A 17,619-nucleotide genomic window follows, 5' to 3' on the forward strand; every position below is an offset into this window, starting at 1 on the left:
GCTTTTTATATTAAAACCTGAGCTTAGTTATTTTTTAATTTCAAAACTTCAGAAGTATGTTTTCTAAGTTCTGCCAAAAGCTCTGGTTTATCGTTTAAAGTCTGGCCGTAAGAAGGAATCATATTTTTCATTTTCGCTTCCCATTCTGGTGTTTTAATCTGACTTGTGAAACATCTGCTTATTAAGTCAACCATAATTGAAACAGCAGTTGATGCTCCTGGAGAAGCTCCTAGTAAAACCGCTAAAGTTCCGTCATGTGTATTAATTACTTCTGTTCCAAATTCTAAGACTCCACCTTCTTTTTCATCTTTTTTAATCACCTGAACACGTTGTCCTGCTTTTTCTAATTTCCAGTCTTTAGAACGCGCTGATGGCAAATATTCGCGTAAAGCGGCCATTCTGTCTTTTGGTTTTTGACGAACTTGCTCTATTAAATATTTTGTTAATGGAATATTGTGAAATCCCGCTGATAACATCGGAATTAAATTATTAGCTTTTATCGATAATGGTAAATCTAAATAAGAACCATTTTTTAAGAAACGAGTTGAAAACCCTGCGAATGGTCCAAAAAGCAATGCTTTCTCGCCATCAATTACACGAGTATCAATATGCGGCACAGACATTGGAGGCGCACCAACACTAGCCTTTCCATAAACTTTTGCCTGATGCTTCGCAATAACTTCCGGATTTGTACATTTTAACCATTGTCCGCTAACCGGGAAACCGCCGTAACCATTCCCTTCAGGTACATTTGCTTTTTCCAATAAAGGCAATGAACCTCCACCAGCACCAATAAATACAAATTTTGTATATGCTTTTCTCACTTTACCGGTATCTAAATCTGTGATTTTGATACGCCATGATTTGTCTTCGCGTTGTCTTAACTTTTTAACTTCATGGTTAAAGTATAAAGAGACACCATCCAACTTTTCTAAATAATTGAACATACTTCTGGTTAGGGCCCCGAAATTTACATCGGTACCAATTTCCATATGAGTTGCTGCCAATTTATCACCCTCTTCTCTGCCTTCCATTACAAGCGGCATCCATTTTTTTAATTGCTCAAAATCGGTACTAAATTCCATTTGAGAAAAAATTGGATTGCTTTGCAAAGCTTCAAAACGTTTTTTAAGATATTTTACGTTTTTATCACCCCACACAAAACTCATATGAGGAACACTTTTAATAAAATTATCTGGAGACGGTACTTTGTTTTGCTGTACTAGGTACGACCAAAACTGACGAGAAACCTCGAATGATTCTGCAATACTTATCGCTTTTTTAGGGTCAATACTTCCGTCTGCCTTCTCGGGAGTGTAATTTAATTCACAAAAAGCAGAGTGTCCCGTGCCGGCGTTATTCCAGGCATCTGAGCTTTCAGCTGCAGCGACATCCAGTCTTTCGTAAATTTCAATTTTAATATCAGGTTGTAATTCTTTCAAAATTACTCCAAGAGTGGCACTCATAATTCCAGCTCCAATGAGTACTACTTCACTATTTGAACGTATTGTTTCGTCAGGCATAACAGTATTTTATTTAAAATGCAAAGGTACTTTTTATAATTGCAAAAAAAAACTAATTTTCTATGATAAAAGTTATGTTTTTCTAAAAATTAAAAGGCTATACCGTTGTAGGTTAAAAAAAAATTAAAACCGTTTTGCAGAAAGATAATCCTGAAGCATAATTGTGGCTGAAATTTCATCAATCAAACCTTTATTTTGGCGTTGTTTTTTACTCAAACCACTATCAATCATAGTTTGAAATGCCATTTTTGAAGTAAAACGTTCATCTACGCGAACGACTTTCATATCTGGAAAAATATTGGAAAAATGAGTTACAAAACCTTTAACAATTGAAGCGCTTTCTGATGGTTGTCCGTTCATTTGCTTAGGCTCGCCAATTAAGACAGCTTCTACTTTTTCTTTTGCAAAATAATCTTTCAAGAAATCAATTACAGTGTTTGTAGGGATCGTAGTTAAACCTGAAGCAATAATTTGCATTTCATCGGTGACCGCAATTCCGGTACGCTTTTGTCCGTAGTCTATAGAAAGAATTCTTGGCATTATGTAATTTTTGACAAAGATAACTATTTTAATTTTCCAATTTTCAGTAATAAAAAATCCGTTTCGAAAATTCAAAACGGATTTTTATTCCAAATATTTAAAACCTAAAAAAATCAATAATTATCTATTAAATAAACGTCTTAAAAAACCTCTTTCCGCCTCATCTTCCTCTTGCTCTTCATAATGAGCAAACTTAGATTGGGCTTTTTCATGCTCATAAATTAACTCCTTAATATATTCAACATAAGATCTCTTTTTTTCTTCTAAAAATCCGATCAAATATTTCTCACTAAACTCAACTCCACTTGCGGCTTCAATTTGTAAAAGTTTCTTATATAAAGGTTCTATATGCAATGAAATCACTTCCTGAGGAACAGCTTGTCTTCTTCCAAAATAATTAACAATCACACCATTTTCATCTTTTGCGATTTCAAAATCAGTTATAACCCAATAATACCTACCTGATTTGGCTAAATTCTTCACAATAGCATGAAAGTTTTTACCCTGTTTCAAATTTTCCCAAAGCACTTTAAAAATGACTTTCGGCATATCCGGATGACGAATAATATTATGCGGCTGCCCCATTAATTCGTAATCTTCATAGCCGGAAACATCAACAAATACTTCATTGGCATATTCAATAATACCAAAAGCATTTGTTTTACTCATAATTACTTGCGTTTTGTCCCAAGTAACCTCTTTGTCAATTACTGTAATTCGATTCTGAAGCTGATTTTCCTGATTCATGTTTTACTGCTTATATAGTTTAGTTTGGAATGGTATTTATAATTCCGTTTTGCTTTTGGAATTATACCGCGAAAGTAAAGCGAAGAAAAAACTCAAAATCTGACTTTTGTCATATTCTGATAGTAAAAAAACCTTTAGGGGTAGTCTGAGTATTTTGCATTTGATAAGAATGCTATTTTTATTTATCAAATTAAAAACAAAAAGTTACATATATAACATTTTCAAAAGGTTTTACTTTTCTGCTTTTCCACAAATACGCTATCTTTGCCAAAAATTAAAACTTATGAATTCTTTACAGACTATAATTGAACAAGCTTGGGAAAACAGAGCTTTATTACAAGAAACTACTACAACTGATGCTATTAGAGAAGTTATCGAATTGGTTGATGCAGGAAAATTACGTTGTGCTGAACCAGTTGGTGATAAATGGCAAGTAAACGAATGGGTTAAGAAAGCAGTTGTAATGTATTTCCCAATTCAAAAAATGGAAACATGGGAGTCAGGTATCTTCGAATATCACGACAAAATGTTGCTAAAAAGAGGTTATGCTGAAAAAGGAATTCGTGTAGTACCAAACGCTGTTGCACGTTACGGAGCTTATATTTCAAGCGGTGTTATTTTGATGCCAAGTTATGTAAATATCGGTGCTTATGTAGATGAAGGAACTATGGTAGACACGTGGGCAACTGTTGGAAGCTGTGCTCAAATTGGTAAAAACGTTCACTTAAGTGGTGGAGTTGGAATTGGTGGTGTTTTAGAGCCATTGCAAGCTGCTCCGGTTATCATTGAAGATGGTGCTTTTATCGGTTCTCGTTGTATTGTTGTAGAAGGTGTTCATGTTGGTAAAGAGGCTGTTCTTGGAGCTAACGTTTGTTTGACTGCTTCAACAAAAATAATCGATGTTACTGGTGATGAACCTGTTGAAATGAAAGGTTTTGTTCCTGCTCGTTCAGTTGTAATTCCGGGAAGTTATACAAAAAAATTCGCCGCTGGTGAATTTCAGGTTCCATGTGCCTTGATTATTGGTACTCGTAAACCATCTACAGATTTGAAAACATCATTAAACAATGCGCTTCGTGAATACGATGTTGCTGTATAGATTTTAAAAAATCCAAATTAAAAAATCCAAATTCCAATTTAATGATTGGAATTTGGATTTTTTTTGCTTCAATTTGTAACCAACAAATAAGATTCCGTTTACTATATGAAGATACTTGTAATTCAGCAAAAAATGATTGGCGATGTTTTGATCAGCAGTATTATATGCAATAATTTGCGTACTGCTTATCCTGATGCTCAAATCGATTATTTGGTTTATGCCTCGACAACGCCAGTTTTAGAAGGCAATTCAAGTATTGACAATATTATTCTTTTTGAAGAAAAACATCGAAAGAGCAAAAAGGAATTATTAAATCTGGGTTTTCAAATTCGAAATGAAAAATATGATTTATTAATTGATGCCTATTCAAAACTAGAAAGCTGGATTTTGGTTTTATTAAGCAATGCTAAAAGAAAAATCTCTTATAAAAAACCAGGAAGAACATTCTTGTATACTGATAATGTTTCATTTGAATCTTTTCCTAAAACCAATTTAGGACTAGCAATTGAAAGAAGACTTTCGTTATTAGAACCTTTGAATTTAAAAATAAAACTAGATCCAATTCCGAAATTATTTGTTTCTGAAAAAGAAAACCAGGAGGCTATTGCTCTTTTTGAAAAACATAATGTCCAAAAAGATCGAAAGACCGTTATGATCAGTCTTTTAGGAAGTGAAACATTAAAAACTTACCCTTTAGAATTTATGTCTAAAGTAGTTGATTATGTTGCCGATAATGCTGATGTAAATATTTTATTTAATTATTTCCCCAAACAAATTCAAGAAGCTAAAACCGTTTTTAATGGTTGCAAACCTTCAACTCAGGAAAAAGTTTATTTTGATTTGCTTGGAGGAGATTTGCGTTCTTTTATTGGCCTGGTAAATAAATGCGATTTGATTATTGGAAATGACGGTGGAGCAATCAATATGGCGAAAGCTTTAGACAAACCATCTTTCATCATTTTTTCTCCTTGGATAGAAAAGAAAATCTGGGCTACATTTGAAGATGGGATTCATCATCTTTCTGTACATTTAAAAGATTATCGCCCTGCATTATTTGAGCAAAAAAATGAAAAAATGCTCAAAAAAGAAGCTTTATCTCTATATAGAGAGTTTCAACCTGAATTTTTTAAGGATAAAATCGAATTTTTCCTAAAGCAAAATCTAAGCTCTTCTGCAAAATGATTTTACAGGAAAAACAACTCTTAACGGCATTGGTTATAACCTATAATGAAGAACAAAACATCAAAACTGTTCTTGATCATTTGGCTTTTGCCGATGAAATTATTGTGGTTGATTCTTTTAGTAATGATAAAACTTTTGAAATAGCCTCTGACTTTAAGAATGTAAAAGTAGTTCAGCGTGTTTTTGACAACTTTGCTTCTCAACGCAATTTTGCTTTGAGTTTAGCTTCTAATTCATGGATTCTCTTCGTTGATGCTGACGAAAGATTAACTGTAGAACTTCAAAAGGAAATCAGTTTTATCATCAATCAAAAAAATAGCGCATCGGCTTATTTTGTTCGAAGAAATTTTATGTTTCAAAATAGTAAATTACGTTTTAGTGGTTGGCAGACTGATAAAATAATTCGTCTTTTTAGAAAAGAAAGCGCTATTTACAACCATGAAAAAATCGTTCATGAAAAATTAATTGTAAACGGAAAAATTGGTAAATTAAAAAATAAACTAATTCATTATTCGTATTCTAATTTTGAAGATTACAAACAAAAAATGGTTTTTTACGGGCAATTAAAAGCGCAGGAAGAGTTTTTAAAAAACACAAAACCTAACGCTTTTCATTTCTATATTCGTCCTGTTTATCAATTCTTAAATCAATATTTGCTAAGATTTGGAATTTTAGATGGGAAAAAAGGAATTATTATCTGCTATTTAAATGCTTTAAGTGTCGCCGTTCGTTTTCAGGAATTGAAAAAAATAAGGGCAAACTAAGATTTCCAGAATTTAAGTTTCTTTTTAAGTCTTTTCTTTCTAGCAAATTCTTCCTGAAAATCACTTGTCGCTTTCCACATTATTTCAAAAATTTCACTCTCCGATTTATCTGTGTACAATTTTGCATACTCATTGCTCATTGTCGCAATCATTTCTTTTTGCGGTGTTAAACGACTGAAATTATTCATGCGTTGTTCAAAACTCATGGTGTCATAAAAATTCATTCGGTTTAAATCAACTAAAAAGAAGTTGTATTTATTTTCATCAACTTTTTTAATCAAAGTATTTCCAGGTGAGTGATCTAAGAACTCCACTCCTTTTTCATGTAAATCAAAAGTGAATTTCACAAACTGTCTTAAGATATTATCATGATCTGGATAATCAGGAATTTCTACCAATTCTCTGTAAGTTAATTCGGTCACCAAATGTTCGCTCGCATAATAACTATCTTTTAAACCTACTGGAGTAAAATTTTCAAGAAATGCAATAGGTTGCGGTGTTCCAATGCCTTTTTCAAGTAGAATAGTTGCATATTCAAACGATCGCCTGGCTTTTGATTTTCGGAAATATTTATAGGCAATTTTATTAACGATGTTTGGAATTTTAAACGATTTGATGTTAATCGTCTTTCCGTTTAAATCAAATAGTTTAATTTTATTTCGGTCACCATTGCCAAAAAGAGTTCCTGAGCTATTAAATGTTTTAATTTGATCAAGAATCGATTCTTTACTATTCTCAAAAATGGGATTTACTTTAAAATTCATCAGTTAATTTTATAAACAAACAAAAATACGTATAGAATTTTAGACTTCAAATTATTATTGTATTTTCGTTAAAAAAAACATGTCAGATAAGAAAAGTATTTTTCTGGAAACGCATAATATCAACAACAGAGCGTCCGGTTTAGGAACTTTCAATTATGAATTAATTAAAGGATTGTCGACATTAGAATTTAACGACTTAGAATTAACTTTAAACAGCGCAAAACCAGAGCTTCTTAAACATGAATTCAGTGACAAATTCAAATATCATAAATACAGCAGTCTTTCGCGTCATCCCTTATTTAGAATTCGAAAAAAATATGATTTATGGCATTCTGTAAATCAAAATATAAAAGTTGAACCTTTTTTTAACACTAATTACTTACTTACGGTTCATGATATTCATTTTGTAGAGGAAGTTTCGTCAGACAAAAGTTATAAGCTGCATAAGCTTTTTAAAAAAAAATTAGAAAGATCTACGGCAATTACTTATATCTCAGAGTTTGCCAAGAAAAATACTCATGAACACTTTAATGTTCCTAATGTTCCTGAATATATTATTTATAACGGAAATCCGGTTTCGACCATTTTGAACACCTCAAATTTCGTTTCGGCTGTTCCAGTAGACAAGCCCTTTTTCTATTCAATTGGAGATTTTATCGAAAGAAAAAATTTTGGTTCGATTATCCTTATGATGAAAGAAATTAAAGATTTTAATTTGATCATTTCAGGAAATAACGATAAAAAATATGGTGAAGAAATTAAAAAATTAATTACTGATAATGGCTTAAGCAATCAGGTTTTTTTAACAGGAAGAGTATCTGATGAAGGAAAACAGTTTTACATGAAAAACTGTACTGCATTTCTTTTTCCATCTATTCGTGAGGGTTTCGGACTTCCGCCAATTGAAGCAATGAGTTTTGGTAAACCGATATTTTTATCGGATAAAACTTCACTACCTGAAATTGGAGGTGATGTCTCAAATTACTGGACTAATTTTGACCCTGAATATATGAAAGAAATTCTTTTTAACGGATTAACAAATTTCGAGAATAATAAAACAGAAATTGAAAACCAGTTAAAAAGAAGAGCTACAAGTTTCGATTGGAAAATTGCAGCTGCTGAATATTTAAAAGTGTACAGGGGTATATAGTTTCATCTGTGATACTCTGTATTACTAAAGTTCAAAAAAAACGAATCTAAACTTAAATGTAGACATTTGAATGCATTAGCAGAAAACCTATAAATAATATTATCTCACAATACACTAAGTTATGTACATTACGTTAATAAGTCTCGATAATCTGGGCCTCAATGAATATATTGTGTCAACTCTACAGAAACAGGGGCATACTGTAACTCATATTAATTTTAGAGATTACAAATACAAATATCCTTCTATACTTCATAAAGCCTATAATTTTTTTTTAAAAGCATTTTTAAAGAGAAATCTAAAGCTCGAGCATCATGGAAAGAAAATAATAGAAGAATTACAGAAAAACAATCAAATTCAAGATGTAATCCTAACAATAAAAGGGGATTTTATTGATCCTAAAAGTACTTTAGAATTTAAAAAACATAGTAAAAAAACGATTGCATTTTTTAACGACAATATATATCGTTGTCCTAAAATCGAACGCGTTTTGCATTGCTATGATGAAGTTTATTCATTCGAAAAAGCTGATTGCGAAAAATTTAATTTAAAATTTGCTCCCAACTGGATTTATAATGAAAATGCTGGTTTAAATGATAACACTGCTTTAGAATACGGTGTTTTCAATATTAGCTCAATCGACAAACGACTTTCTACATTAACGCTAATAGCAAACGAATTAAAATCAAAAAAAATAAATTTCAAATTTATTGTTTATGATAAAAAACATAAAGCAAAAGATGGCATTATTACTTATATAAATAAACATATGTCATTATCAGAGGTTAATCATTATACCAACAGATCAAAAGTATTACTTGATATACATAGAACAGGGCAGAATGGTTTGACTTTTAGAGTTTTTGAAAGCCTGGGTTTAGAAAAAAAGCTTATTACAACAAACGCTGAAATCAAAAATTACGACTTCTACAATCCGAATAACATTCTTGTAATAGATGAACAAAATCCTGTTATACCAGTATCCTTTTTCGAGAATGAATACGAGAAAATACCAGATTCAATTTTTGAAAAATATACCTTACAAGGATGGGTCAATAATGTTATTTTTGAAAAATTCGTTTTCTAAAATTTACACAAAAGAGCAGTATTTTTTAATTGAAAAGATGCTGTTCCTGGCTATCTACAAATTCTAAAAAATTCATATTTGAAAAAACTACCAAACTTCTTAAACAAGTAAAAATTGTTTAAGCTATCCATATAGAGATTCAACATGGATTGTCTTTTAGCGTTTTTGAACTTAGAGGTTAGGAAAAAAGTTAATTACAACAAATGCCGATATTATAAATTATGATTTTCATAATCCAAATAATATCTTTGTCTGGGAAAAAGACACATATCAAATACCCGATTATTTCTTAAACACACTCTATCAGCAACTTCCTGAAATTATTTATAAAAAATATAGCCAGGAAAGCTGGGTAAAAATATTATTTGAATTATGAATCAAGACATAAATACTGAAATCCATAACGCTTACGAAGTCATTAAAGAAGGCGGAATTATCCTCTATCCTACTGATACTGTTTGGGGAATTGGTTGTGATGCAACAAATCCGGAGGCTGTTGCCAAAATCTATAAACTAAAGCAACGTGCCGAAACACAAAGCATGATTGTTTTGATGAATGGAGAGAAAATGATGTATAATGTTTTTAAGGACATTCCAGAAGTTGCCTGGCAGATTTTAGATTTATCTGAAAAACCAACTACGTTAATATTAGATGGGCCTAGAAATGTGGCTCCTAATATTATCGCAACAGATAACTCTCTTGGAATTCGTATAGTAAAGGAACCTTTTTGCTTTAAATTATTAGAGCGAATGAAAAAACCTTTAGTTTCAACTTCGGCAAATATTTCAGGACAACCAACTCCAATTGCATTCAAAGATATCAATCCCGAAATTGTGAAGGGAGTTGATTATGTAGTAAATTTATATCATGATAAAGTTGCCGGAAAACCCTCAACAATTATTAAACTAACTAATGATTCGCAGGTGAAAGTGATACGTAAATAATTGATAATTATTAATTATTAATTTCTTTCAAACTCTCAATCAACCAATCAATATCTTCTTTGGTATTATAATGACTAAATGAAATTCGGAGATTTGGTAATTTTAAATCCTTCTCCGAAAGCATTTCTTTCAAAACATGTGAAGGTTTGATACTTCCAGATTGGCATGCGCTTCCCCTTGAAACTGCAATTCCTTTCATATCTAAACTAAACAATAACATCGAAGTTTTTTCTTCAGAAAAAGGTAAAATGATATTGATAATATTGTAAAAATCTTCTTTACTTCCGTTAATTCTAAAATCTGGAAAATGGATTTCAAGTTGCTCAATAAGGTACATTTTTAGATCCGAAATGTATTTTCTTTCTTTATCCAAATTCTCATAAGAAAGAGATAAAGCTTTCGCCATTCCTGCTATTTGATGCACAGCTTCAGTTCCGGCACGCAGGCCTTTTTCTTGTTCTCCACCAAAAAGTAAAGGCTGTAAACCCGAGTTCTTACGAACAAAAGCGAAACCAATTCCTTTTGGGCCATGAAATTTATGTGCACTAGCCACTATAAAATCAACCGTATTTTTTTGCAGATCCATCTCGGCTTTACCAATTGACTGCACAGTATCTGAGTGAAATAAAGTATTATATTGCTTGCAGATTACACCAACCCTATCCAGATCTAAAATAGTTCCGGTTTCATTATTAACATGCATCAAACTAACTATAGTCTTTTTTTCTTCAGACAATAAATTAGATAAATGCGTCAAATCAATGGTACCATCGTGGTTTATTTTTACATAATCAACCTGAATATTATAATCAGCTTGTAAGGCTAAAACCGTGTATAAAACTGCATGATGTTCGATTCTAGAGGTAATAATGCGCTCCACGCCTAAATCTTCAACAGCAGAACGAAGGATCCAGTTATCAGCTTCGGTTCCACCAGAAGTAAAAATAATTTCCTGAGCAGAACAATTTAAATGTTTGGCGATACTTTTTCTGGAAAGCTCTAAAATAGTCTTACCATTTCGTCCAAAACTATGTGTAGAAGACGGATTACCAAAATCTTCCGTCATAACTTTAGTCATTTCCTGAACAACTTCAGGACGCATCGCTGTTGTTGAGGCGTTATCGAGATATACTTTTTTCATTGCTGCAAAGTTAAGAAATATCAATTGTCAAATCTTAAATATCATTTGCCAAATTTTTCACTATTTTTGAGCCAAATAAAATTTACAATGAAAAAATATGCAAGCCTTCTATTATTTGCGCTATTACTAAACGGTTGCGATGATGGTGATTTAAAAGTTGATACGATCGATTTTGATGAAGTCACTTCTACAAGCTGTGATACAACCAATACTTTAGTTTATAAATTAAAATCTCAAGAAGCATTATTATTACAAATGCTTCCTAAATCAATTATAAACGAAGATAAGGACACTATCGTTTACGATATTGATAACACAACCTACCGCGTTTTATACAGAGCTTACAATGGTGAAGTTTCAAGAGAAAATATTTGTGGTACAATACCACCAAAAACACCGAGTGTAACAGAAGAATGGGTAGGAACAGGAGGACAAATTCAAATTATTACAGGAGCAGTTTATAAAACTCCTGCACCACCTGATGGACATACTGAAATCGTTGGCTATAACCATAACATTATTTTTAAAAATATAACTTTTTCTAAACCTTCTGGACCACAAGTTGAAGCAGAATACCCTTTTGGTGATTTTAAAACCGAAATCACACCTGTAATTGTAAGTTTCTTAGAAGCAGACAATGCTAAATATTGTCCTGAATTCAAGAAAGTCTTCAATAATAACACTTCAAATTCATTGGTTATTGAAAACTTTGATGGAACAAACTTAATTAAAAACGAAGATACTCCAACTGGATTCCCTAGAACGAGCTTAATTAATCTGAATGCTACAACAAACAATCTTTATTACAGAACATATAACGGTAACCTTCCATTAGCCGCAAATGAAAATTATTACTGTCTGGAAAAAACACCAACTAGTCCAACTGTACAGAGTACTTGGGTAGGTGTAGCGGGGGTAACAAATGTAAGTGGAATTATCGAAGTTACTACAACAAGTAACCTTAAGGTTTTCAAGCATCAGATTGTACTTAAAAACGCAACACTCAAAAAAGGAAACAATACTTTTAAACTTGCTACTAATTTTATTTTAGGAACAGTTACAACTATTGCACCGTAAATTCAGAATTAGATTCAGCAACAAAGAGCAATCTTAAATTCTTACAAAAACATCCATTTTTCAAAACTGATTTTATTACAAAGTCAGAAAGAAAAATGGATTTTTTTTTATGCTTTTAAAACAGCTATTCTAAACGCAAAAATTACTGCTATTTATTGTTTTGCCTAAAATAAACTTCTGTTGCACCTAAGCCATATTTTTGATAATTGGCATCCTGAAAATCTACTCCATCGTACCGACCCAATAAAAAATCTAATTCTGCTTTTAGAATTCCTTCCCCAACACCGTGAATAAAAACAATTTTTGGAATCCGATTTCTAATCGCAAATTCTATATGTCTTTTTGCTGTTTCTGTTTGCAAAGTAAGGATATCATAATTTGACATTCCGCGTTTATTCGGAACTAATTTTTCGATGTGCAAATCAAATTCGGGTGCCGAAATTTCACGCTTATCTTTCTTTTCTTTCACAAAACTCCTTGCTTTTGGCTCTTCTTTTTCTTTTGAAACAGCATCTAAATCAATTCTTTTAATAGAGTTCATTAAATTACTGGAATCCTGAATTTTAAGCAACTCATTGACAAAAAATGTCATCATAAATCCATCCTCTGTTTCAATCAAAACTTCATTGTTTTTCACTGAAACTACTATTCCGTTTATGGCTTCGTCTAAGACTGAAACCTTATCTCCTTTAGTCAACATCCTGCTCCTCTTTATCTTGATTTTTACTTGGTATTTTTGTACTTAACTGCATCATTCCATACATAAAAACTGCTATTGCAATTACCATTATATAGATATTTTTTTCTTCTGAAACCTGCTCGTATAACGCAACCGAAATCGCAAGAATCATTATTAAAATTTTAAAAGCTTTCATATTTTAGAGTATAAGACTTCAAAAGTATGAAACTTTAAAATAGCAGTTTCAAACTCCTGAATTGTTATCGATATTTTTTTTGTAAAATTGTAAAAAATTAACGCCGTGGTTTTAGAGAAATATATGCTGCCTTGCCTGTTCAAAACACTCTTCGGAATTGAGTGTTTAGGATGTGGTTTTCAGCGCTCCGTATTCTTACTTTTTAAGGGTGAATTTTCAGCCGCTTTTAAGATGTATCCGGCACTCTACTCGACCCTATTATTTTTTGTTTTTTTGTTTTTTTATTTTTTAAATAAATCGCAGACCCGAAAAAAAATGGCCTGGAATATGGCAATCCTAAATCTCGTTTTTATGCTTGGCGGATATTATTACAAACATTTCTATTTGTATTTTTTGTAAGAATTACTTTTTGATCTGATTCAAAATATCATTCATCATTTCGATTTGTACCTTCTGAATTTCGATTAATTCTTGTTGCTGATGCATGATCAAATGATCAATTTTATCATGAATCATTCTGATCTCTAATTCTGATTTAAGATTAATCATATAATCCTTTTTTGCACGGTTACGGTCTTTTTCTTCCTGACGATTTTGACTCATCATAATTACCGGAGCTTGCAACGCTGCAATACAGGATAAAATTAAATTCAGTAAAATAAACGGATATGGATCAAAACCTTTGTTTACCAAAATGTAGACGTTTGAACCAATCCAAACTACAATAAAAGCCAAAAACGAAATGATAAATGTCCAGCTTCCGCCAAAATCAGCTACCTGATCTGCTATTCTTTGACCTAAGTTTCTTGTTTCTTCTTCATCTTCAACAATGCTTACTATCGATTTATCTTCTTTTAAAGATGCAATTACATTTTTTTCCAGATCCGACAACGCACCCATTTCTGCAGATAAATAATTCGAAATGTATTTTTGACGATAAACATTTAACTCCTGAACCCCAATGCAATCGGTATCACAAAATGATGGATGATCTTTAGTAATAAGCCCTAAAACAGGATCATGTATTGATTTTCCATAAATTTTCTCACTCTCTGGGAATTCAAGATTAGAAATAGCACTCTTAAAAGTTGAATTGTTTTTCATTTTTATAAAATTTACTGGCTAATTTAAGCATTTAACTTTTTAGCAATAACATAATTTCTATGTTTCTAAAATTCCTTTAATTATCACAAATCGAATTCTCAGAACAAAATTTCTTTAGGCATTTCGTGCCTTTATTTACAAAAAACACCTTACTTTTAACGTTTCAAATTTATCCATTCAATTTTTAAAATTGTGTCTAGAAATCTCATCATACAAAATATAAAAGCTTTAAAAAGCCATTCCAATATTAACTACGGAATCAAAACTAAAACAGAAGATTTTACCGAAAAACTTTTCTATACCCTTTTTGATTCAAATGCACCCTTAGATCAAAGCATCGACGAACTAGAAATAAGATTTAAAGAAATTGCAGTTTTAGCCTGCAAAAAACCAGAAAACCTGTGTGAATCTATTTGGGATCGTTTTCTGGAAAAACTTCCTGGAGTTTTGGAAAAATTAAATCAGGATGCCGAATATATTTTAGAAAATGATCCTGCCTCAAACAGCATTGATGAAGTGTATTTAGGTTACCCGGGATTTTATGCGATTGCTATTTACAGATTAAGTCACGAACTATACCAGCTTGATTTATTGTTATTTTCAAGATTAATGAGCGAATATGCGCATAGAATTACAGGAACTGACATTCATGCAGGAGCCAAAATTGCTTCGCCATTTTTTATCGATCACGCTACCGGAATTGTAATTGGTGAAACTACCATTATAGAAAAAAATGTAAAAATTTATCAGGGCGTTACACTCGGAGCTTTGAGTGTAAGCAAAGAAATGAAAAATGCAAAACGTCATCCGACCGTAGAAAAAAATGTTTGTATTTATGCTAATGCAACAATTTTGGGTGGAGAAACCACTATTGGAAAAAACAGTATCGTTGGAGGAAATGCCTGGATTACCAAATCGATACCCAATGATTCTATCGTTTTGAACACCACTACAACTGAAGTTAAAATAAAAGAAAAAAAATAAAATGGGTCCACAGAAATTGTTAAACCTAATTGGAAATACTCCATTAATGGAAACGGTCAATTTGGTTAAAAATAAAAACGTAAAGCTTTTACTGAAACTTGAAGGAAATAATCCTGGAGGAAGTGTAAAAGACAGGGCGGCTTACAACATGATTGCATCGGCTCTGGAAAGAGGCGATATTAAAAAAGGCGACAAATTAATTGAAGCTACAAGTGGCAATACCGGAATTGCCCTTGCCATGATTGCTCAATTGTTTCAAATAGAGATTGAATTGGTATTACCGGAAGATTCTACAAAGGAAAGAACTCAAACCATGCGTGCCTATGGCGCTACAGTGATTTTAACGCCCGCTAGCGAAGGAATTATTGGTTCACGTGACTATGCCGACAAAAAAGTCGCAGAAGGCGGCTATTTGATGTTAAATCAGTTTGCGAATGATGACAACTGGAAAGCGCATTATAAAACTACCGGACCAGAAATATGGAATGACACTGAAGGATCTGTAACGCATTTTGTTTCGGCAATGGGAACAACAGGTACAATCATTGGAACTTCAACTTACTTAAAAGAAAAAAATCCGGCGATTCAAATCGTAGGCGCACAACCGAGCGACGGATCTCAAATTCCCGGAATTCGTAAATGGCCAAAGGAATATTTACCGAAAATATTTGATGCCTCAAAAGTGGATACCGTTATAGACGTTAGCGAAGAAGAAGCCAGAGCAATGACCAAAAGATTAGCACTTGAAGAAGGTGTTTTTGCCGGAATGAGCAGCGGAGGCTCTGTTGCCGTGGCGCTAAAAATAGCAGAACAACTGGAATCAGGAGTTATTGTAGCTGTTATCTGTGATCGCGGCGATCGATATCTTTCTTCGGATTTGTTTGACTAAGAAAGGCACAAAGGTTCAAAGCTACAAAGGTTCAGAGTTTTATTAACTTGCCTAAAAAACCTTTGCAGCTTTGAACCTTTTTAGAAAAACCTTTGAACCTTTGCACCTCTGAAACTTTGAACCTCAAAAAGAAAAAACATGAACTACAGAAAACTAGGAAAAACAGACTTTAATATATCCGAAATCTCACTTGGCACCTGGCAGGTGGGTGGAAAATGGGGATCAGCTTTTGATAATAAAACAGCAGACGAACTTTTAAACACCGCAATTGACAATGGTGTAAATTTTATTGATACTGCTGATGTTTATGAAAACGGCTTAAGCGAAACTGCCGTTGGGCGCGTTGTTCGTTCAAGATCAGAACGAATTTATGTAGCTACAAAGTGCGGACGTCAAATTAATCCGCATGTTAATGAAGGTTACCAGCCAAAAGTACTTCAGAAATTTGTTGAAGACAGTTTAAAAAGAATGAATTTAGAAACACTAGATTTAATTCAGTTGCACTGTCCTCCTACTGAAGTTTATTACCGACCTGAAATTTTTGAAATGTTCGATCGTTTAAAAGATCAGGGGAAAATTTTAAATCTTGGTGTGAGTGTTGAAAAAGTTGAAGAAGCATTAAAAGCAATCGAATATTCGAATGTAACGACGGTTCAAATTATTTTTAACTTGTTTCGTCAGCGTCCTTCGCAATTGTTTTTCTCTGAAGCCAGAAAAAAAGACATCGGAATCATTGCGCGAGTTCCTTTGGCAAGCGGACTTTTAACCGGTAAATTTGATTCAAAAACAATTTTCGAACCGCAAGATCATCGCAATTTTAATCGTAATGGCGATGCTTTTGATAAAGGCGAAACTTTTTCAGGTATCGATTATAACCTTGGATTAAAAGCAGTAGAAAAACTAAAAACATTGTTTCCTGATACAACTAATCTTGCTCCTATTGCTTTACAATGGATTTTGAGTTTTGAGGATATTAGTTGTATTATCCCTGGAGCTTCCACAGCAAATCATGTCATGTCAAATTTATCTGTTTATGATTTACCTAAATTGACTCCGGAAAAAATTAAAGCCATGAACGCGATTTATGAAGAATACATTAAACCCTCTGTTCATCATTTATGGTAATCTAAGGTTCTGAGGTTCTAAGACACTAAGACTCTAAGTTTTTTTTTAATTATGATACTTAAATCTAAAAAAGTAAAGTTTTAGAAACTTAACATCCTTTTTAACGCAACCTTTTTCCTGTTAAAGCATCTCATAATAAAACAACTTATAATTTCACTACCAATGAAAAAACTGACTTTTATTATTTGTGCACTTTGTCTCATATTTGTTTCGTGCAGCAATGACGATAGTATTGACAGAGAAAGAGATTATCAAAATTTAGGAAAGATGTTTCGGGAGATACTCTCGCTTTCTAAAATTAATTCAGAACTTTGTGCAGATGCCGATAACTGGGACTATACCGCAATTGGTTCTAAATCTTGTGGAGGATCTGCAGGTTATATTGCTTATTCAAAAAAAATTGACAAAACTGAGTTTCTTGCTAAGGTAAAAACTTATACAGATGCGGAGGCTGCCTTTAACACAAAATGGAATGTAGTCTCAACTTGCGATGTCGTATCACCACCTACCAGCATTGAATGCGTAGAAGGAAAACCAAAACTTTCTTACATAGCTCAATCTGGAAAATAATCATAATTGCCAAAATTCCAAGTCAGAATAATAGACCAATTAAAATCTGACAA

20 protein-coding genes are annotated in these 17,619 nt (G+C 32.5%); 12 read left to right on the forward strand and 8 right to left on the reverse strand.

Annotated features, from left to right (window positions below):
- Positions 1-23: 23 nt before the first annotated feature.
- The 3 genes from BUA98_RS09085 to BUA98_RS09095 all read right to left on the reverse strand — a co-directional run bounded on the left by BUA98_RS09085 (position 24) and on the right by BUA98_RS09095 (position 2,810).
- The gene (locus tag BUA98_RS09085) at positions 24-1,523 is read right to left on the reverse strand and encodes a malate:quinone oxidoreductase (RefSeq protein WP_072971267.1); all 1,500 of its coding nucleotides are present in this window, start codon (positions 1,521-1,523) and stop codon (positions 24-26) included.
- Positions 1,524-1,646: 123 nt separating this feature from the next.
- A complete protein-coding gene (gene ruvX, locus BUA98_RS09090; protein WP_072971901.1) occupies positions 1,647-2,063 on the reverse strand; it encodes a Holliday junction resolvase RuvX in 417 nt (138 codons plus the stop codon).
- A gap of 120 nt (positions 2,064-2,183) precedes the next feature.
- Positions 2,184-2,810: a PAS domain-containing protein gene (locus BUA98_RS09095; protein ID WP_072971268.1), complete on the reverse strand. Its 627-nt coding sequence runs from the start codon at positions 2,808-2,810 to the stop codon at positions 2,184-2,186.
- Positions 2,811-3,093: 283 nt separating this feature from the next.
- Here BUA98_RS09095 and BUA98_RS09100 point away from each other — a divergent pair, with 283 nt between their 5' ends.
- The 3 genes from BUA98_RS09100 (at position 3,094) to BUA98_RS09110 (ending at position 5,855) form a co-directional block, all read left to right on the forward strand.
- The gene (locus BUA98_RS09100; RefSeq protein ID WP_026982140.1) at positions 3,094-3,909 is read left to right on the forward strand and encodes a 2,3,4,5-tetrahydropyridine-2,6-dicarboxylate N-succinyltransferase; all 816 of its coding nucleotides are present in this window, start codon (positions 3,094-3,096) and stop codon (positions 3,907-3,909) included.
- 105 nt (positions 3,910-4,014) lie between these two features.
- A complete protein-coding gene (locus BUA98_RS09105) occupies positions 4,015-5,091 on the forward strand; it encodes a glycosyltransferase family 9 protein (RefSeq protein WP_072971269.1) in 1,077 nt (358 codons plus the stop codon).
- Positions 5,088-5,855 carry a glycosyltransferase family 2 protein gene (locus BUA98_RS09110; RefSeq protein WP_072971270.1) on the forward strand — a complete coding sequence of 256 codons (768 nt, stop codon included), beginning with the start codon at positions 5,088-5,090 and terminating at the stop codon, positions 5,853-5,855. The genes BUA98_RS09105 and BUA98_RS09110 overlap by 4 nt, the downstream gene beginning before the upstream one ends.
- On the opposite strand, the gene BUA98_RS09115 is transcribed toward BUA98_RS09110, so the two are convergent.
- Positions 5,852-6,619, reverse strand: coding sequence for a protein kinase family protein (locus BUA98_RS09115; protein ID WP_072971271.1), 768 nt, complete (start codon positions 6,617-6,619; stop codon positions 5,852-5,854). The genes BUA98_RS09110 and BUA98_RS09115 overlap by 4 nt on opposite strands.
- A 79-nt stretch (positions 6,620-6,698) precedes the next feature.
- Here BUA98_RS09115 and BUA98_RS09120 point away from each other — a divergent pair, with 79 nt between their 5' ends.
- The 3 genes from BUA98_RS09120 (at position 6,699) to BUA98_RS09130 (ending at position 9,801) form a co-directional block, all read left to right on the forward strand.
- Complete coding sequence (locus BUA98_RS09120; RefSeq protein WP_072971272.1) at positions 6,699-7,769, forward strand: glycosyltransferase family 4 protein; 1,071 nt, start codon at positions 6,699-6,701, stop codon at positions 7,767-7,769.
- Positions 7,770-7,890: 121 nt separating this feature from the next.
- Complete coding sequence (locus tag BUA98_RS09125; RefSeq protein ID WP_139257000.1) at positions 7,891-8,856, forward strand: WaaS/CpsH family glycosyltransferase; 966 nt, start codon at positions 7,891-7,893, stop codon at positions 8,854-8,856.
- Positions 8,857-9,228: 372 nt separating this feature from the next.
- On the forward strand, positions 9,229-9,801 hold the full coding sequence (locus BUA98_RS09130) for an L-threonylcarbamoyladenylate synthase (RefSeq protein WP_072971274.1): 573 nt from the start codon (positions 9,229-9,231) through the stop codon (positions 9,799-9,801).
- A gap of 10 nt (positions 9,802-9,811) precedes the next feature.
- Here the strand turns inward: BUA98_RS09130 and BUA98_RS09135 are convergent, their stop codons facing one another.
- The gene (locus BUA98_RS09135) at positions 9,812-10,942 is read right to left on the reverse strand and encodes a cysteine desulfurase family protein (protein ID WP_072971275.1); all 1,131 of its coding nucleotides are present in this window, start codon (positions 10,940-10,942) and stop codon (positions 9,812-9,814) included.
- Between the two features lie 87 nt (positions 10,943-11,029).
- On the opposite strand from BUA98_RS09135, the gene BUA98_RS09140 reads away from it, so the two are divergent.
- Entirely contained in the window at positions 11,030-12,019 is a 990-nt protein-coding gene (locus BUA98_RS09140) for a hypothetical protein (protein ID WP_072971276.1), read from the forward strand.
- Positions 12,020-12,167: 148 nt separating this feature from the next.
- Here the strand turns inward: BUA98_RS09140 and BUA98_RS09145 are convergent, their stop codons facing one another.
- Positions 12,168-12,719: a Smr/MutS family protein gene (locus tag BUA98_RS09145; RefSeq protein WP_072971277.1), complete on the reverse strand. Its 552-nt coding sequence runs from the start codon at positions 12,717-12,719 to the stop codon at positions 12,168-12,170.
- On the reverse strand, positions 12,709-12,870 hold the full coding sequence (locus BUA98_RS09150; protein ID WP_396182122.1) for a hypothetical protein: 162 nt from the start codon (positions 12,868-12,870) through the stop codon (positions 12,709-12,711). Before BUA98_RS09150 ends, BUA98_RS09145 begins: the two co-directional genes overlap by 11 nt.
- A gap of 147 nt (positions 12,871-13,017) precedes the next feature.
- Between BUA98_RS09150 and BUA98_RS09155 the strand changes: the two genes are divergently transcribed.
- Positions 13,018-13,293 (forward strand): DUF2752 domain-containing protein, encoded by a 276-nt coding sequence (locus BUA98_RS09155; RefSeq protein WP_244279189.1) that lies wholly within the window; start codon positions 13,018-13,020, stop codon positions 13,291-13,293.
- Positions 13,294-13,296: 3 nt separating this feature from the next.
- Here BUA98_RS09155 and BUA98_RS09160 read toward each other — a convergent pair whose 3' ends face one another.
- Positions 13,297-13,998 carry a DUF1003 domain-containing protein gene (locus tag BUA98_RS09160; RefSeq protein ID WP_072971280.1) on the reverse strand — a complete coding sequence of 234 codons (702 nt, stop codon included), beginning with the start codon at positions 13,996-13,998 and terminating at the stop codon, positions 13,297-13,299.
- Between the two features lie 192 nt (positions 13,999-14,190).
- On the opposite strand from BUA98_RS09160, the gene epsC reads away from it, so the two are divergent.
- The 4 genes from epsC to BUA98_RS09180 all read left to right on the forward strand — a co-directional run bounded on the left by epsC (position 14,191) and on the right by BUA98_RS09180 (position 17,566).
- Positions 14,191-14,982: a serine O-acetyltransferase EpsC gene (gene epsC, locus BUA98_RS09165; RefSeq protein WP_072971281.1), complete on the forward strand. Its 792-nt coding sequence runs from the start codon at positions 14,191-14,193 to the stop codon at positions 14,980-14,982.
- A gap of 1 nt (position 14,983) precedes the next feature.
- Positions 14,984-15,871 (forward strand): cysteine synthase CysM, encoded by an 888-nt coding sequence (cysM, locus tag BUA98_RS09170; protein ID WP_072971282.1) that lies wholly within the window; start codon positions 14,984-14,986, stop codon positions 15,869-15,871.
- Between the two features lie 138 nt (positions 15,872-16,009).
- Complete coding sequence (locus tag BUA98_RS09175; RefSeq protein WP_072971283.1) at positions 16,010-16,996, forward strand: aldo/keto reductase; 987 nt, start codon at positions 16,010-16,012, stop codon at positions 16,994-16,996.
- A 162-nt stretch (positions 16,997-17,158) separates the two neighbouring features.
- On the forward strand, positions 17,159-17,566 hold the full coding sequence (locus tag BUA98_RS09180; protein WP_072971284.1) for a hypothetical protein: 408 nt from the start codon (positions 17,159-17,161) through the stop codon (positions 17,564-17,566).
- The last annotated feature ends 53 nt before the right edge of the window (positions 17,567-17,619 follow it).

Source organism: Flavobacterium saccharophilum (genome assembly GCF_900142735.1).
Classification (GTDB): domain Bacteria; phylum Bacteroidota; class Bacteroidia; order Flavobacteriales; family Flavobacteriaceae; genus Flavobacterium; species Flavobacterium saccharophilum.

Coding starts and splice junctions, on each gene's coding strand:
- BUA98_RS09175 (WP_072971283.1), top strand. CDS start 16,010: ATGAACTACAGAAAACTAGGAAAAACAGACTTTAATATATCCGAAATC.
- BUA98_RS09100 (WP_026982140.1), top strand. CDS start 3,094: ATGAATTCTTTACAGACTATAATTGAACAAGCTTGGGAAAACAGAGCT.
- BUA98_RS09105 (WP_072971269.1), top strand. CDS start 4,015: ATGAAGATACTTGTAATTCAGCAAAAAATGATTGGCGATGTTTTGATC.
- cysM (WP_072971282.1), top strand. CDS start 14,984: ATGGGTCCACAGAAATTGTTAAACCTAATTGGAAATACTCCATTAATG.
- BUA98_RS09120 (WP_072971272.1), top strand. CDS start 6,699: ATGTCAGATAAGAAAAGTATTTTTCTGGAAACGCATAATATCAACAAC.
- BUA98_RS09160 (WP_072971280.1), bottom strand. CDS start 13,998: ATGAAAAACAATTCAACTTTTAAGAGTGCTATTTCTAATCTTGAATTC.
- BUA98_RS09130 (WP_072971274.1), top strand. CDS start 9,229: ATGAATCAAGACATAAATACTGAAATCCATAACGCTTACGAAGTCATT.
- BUA98_RS09095 (WP_072971268.1), bottom strand. CDS start 2,810: ATGAATCAGGAAAATCAGCTTCAGAATCGAATTACAGTAATTGACAAA.
- BUA98_RS09145 (WP_072971277.1), bottom strand. CDS start 12,719: ATGTTGACTAAAGGAGATAAGGTTTCAGTCTTAGACGAAGCCATAAAC.
- BUA98_RS09110 (WP_072971270.1), top strand. CDS start 5,088: ATGATTTTACAGGAAAAACAACTCTTAACGGCATTGGTTATAACCTAT.
- BUA98_RS09085 (WP_072971267.1), bottom strand. CDS start 1,523: ATGCCTGACGAAACAATACGTTCAAATAGTGAAGTAGTACTCATTGGA.
- BUA98_RS09155 (WP_244279189.1), top strand. CDS start 13,018: ATGCTGCCTTGCCTGTTCAAAACACTCTTCGGAATTGAGTGTTTAGGA.
- BUA98_RS09150 (WP_396182122.1), bottom strand. CDS start 12,870: ATGATTCTTGCGATTTCGGTTGCGTTATACGAGCAGGTTTCAGAAGAA.
- BUA98_RS09125 (WP_139257000.1), top strand. CDS start 7,891: ATGTACATTACGTTAATAAGTCTCGATAATCTGGGCCTCAATGAATAT.
- BUA98_RS09140 (WP_072971276.1), top strand. CDS start 11,030: ATGAAAAAATATGCAAGCCTTCTATTATTTGCGCTATTACTAAACGGT.
- ruvX (WP_072971901.1), bottom strand. CDS start 2,063: ATGCCAAGAATTCTTTCTATAGACTACGGACAAAAGCGTACCGGAATT.
- BUA98_RS09135 (WP_072971275.1), bottom strand. CDS start 10,942: ATGAAAAAAGTATATCTCGATAACGCCTCAACAACAGCGATGCGTCCT.
- BUA98_RS09180 (WP_072971284.1), top strand. CDS start 17,159: ATGAAAAAACTGACTTTTATTATTTGTGCACTTTGTCTCATATTTGTT.
- BUA98_RS09115 (WP_072971271.1), bottom strand. CDS start 6,619: ATGAATTTTAAAGTAAATCCCATTTTTGAGAATAGTAAAGAATCGATT.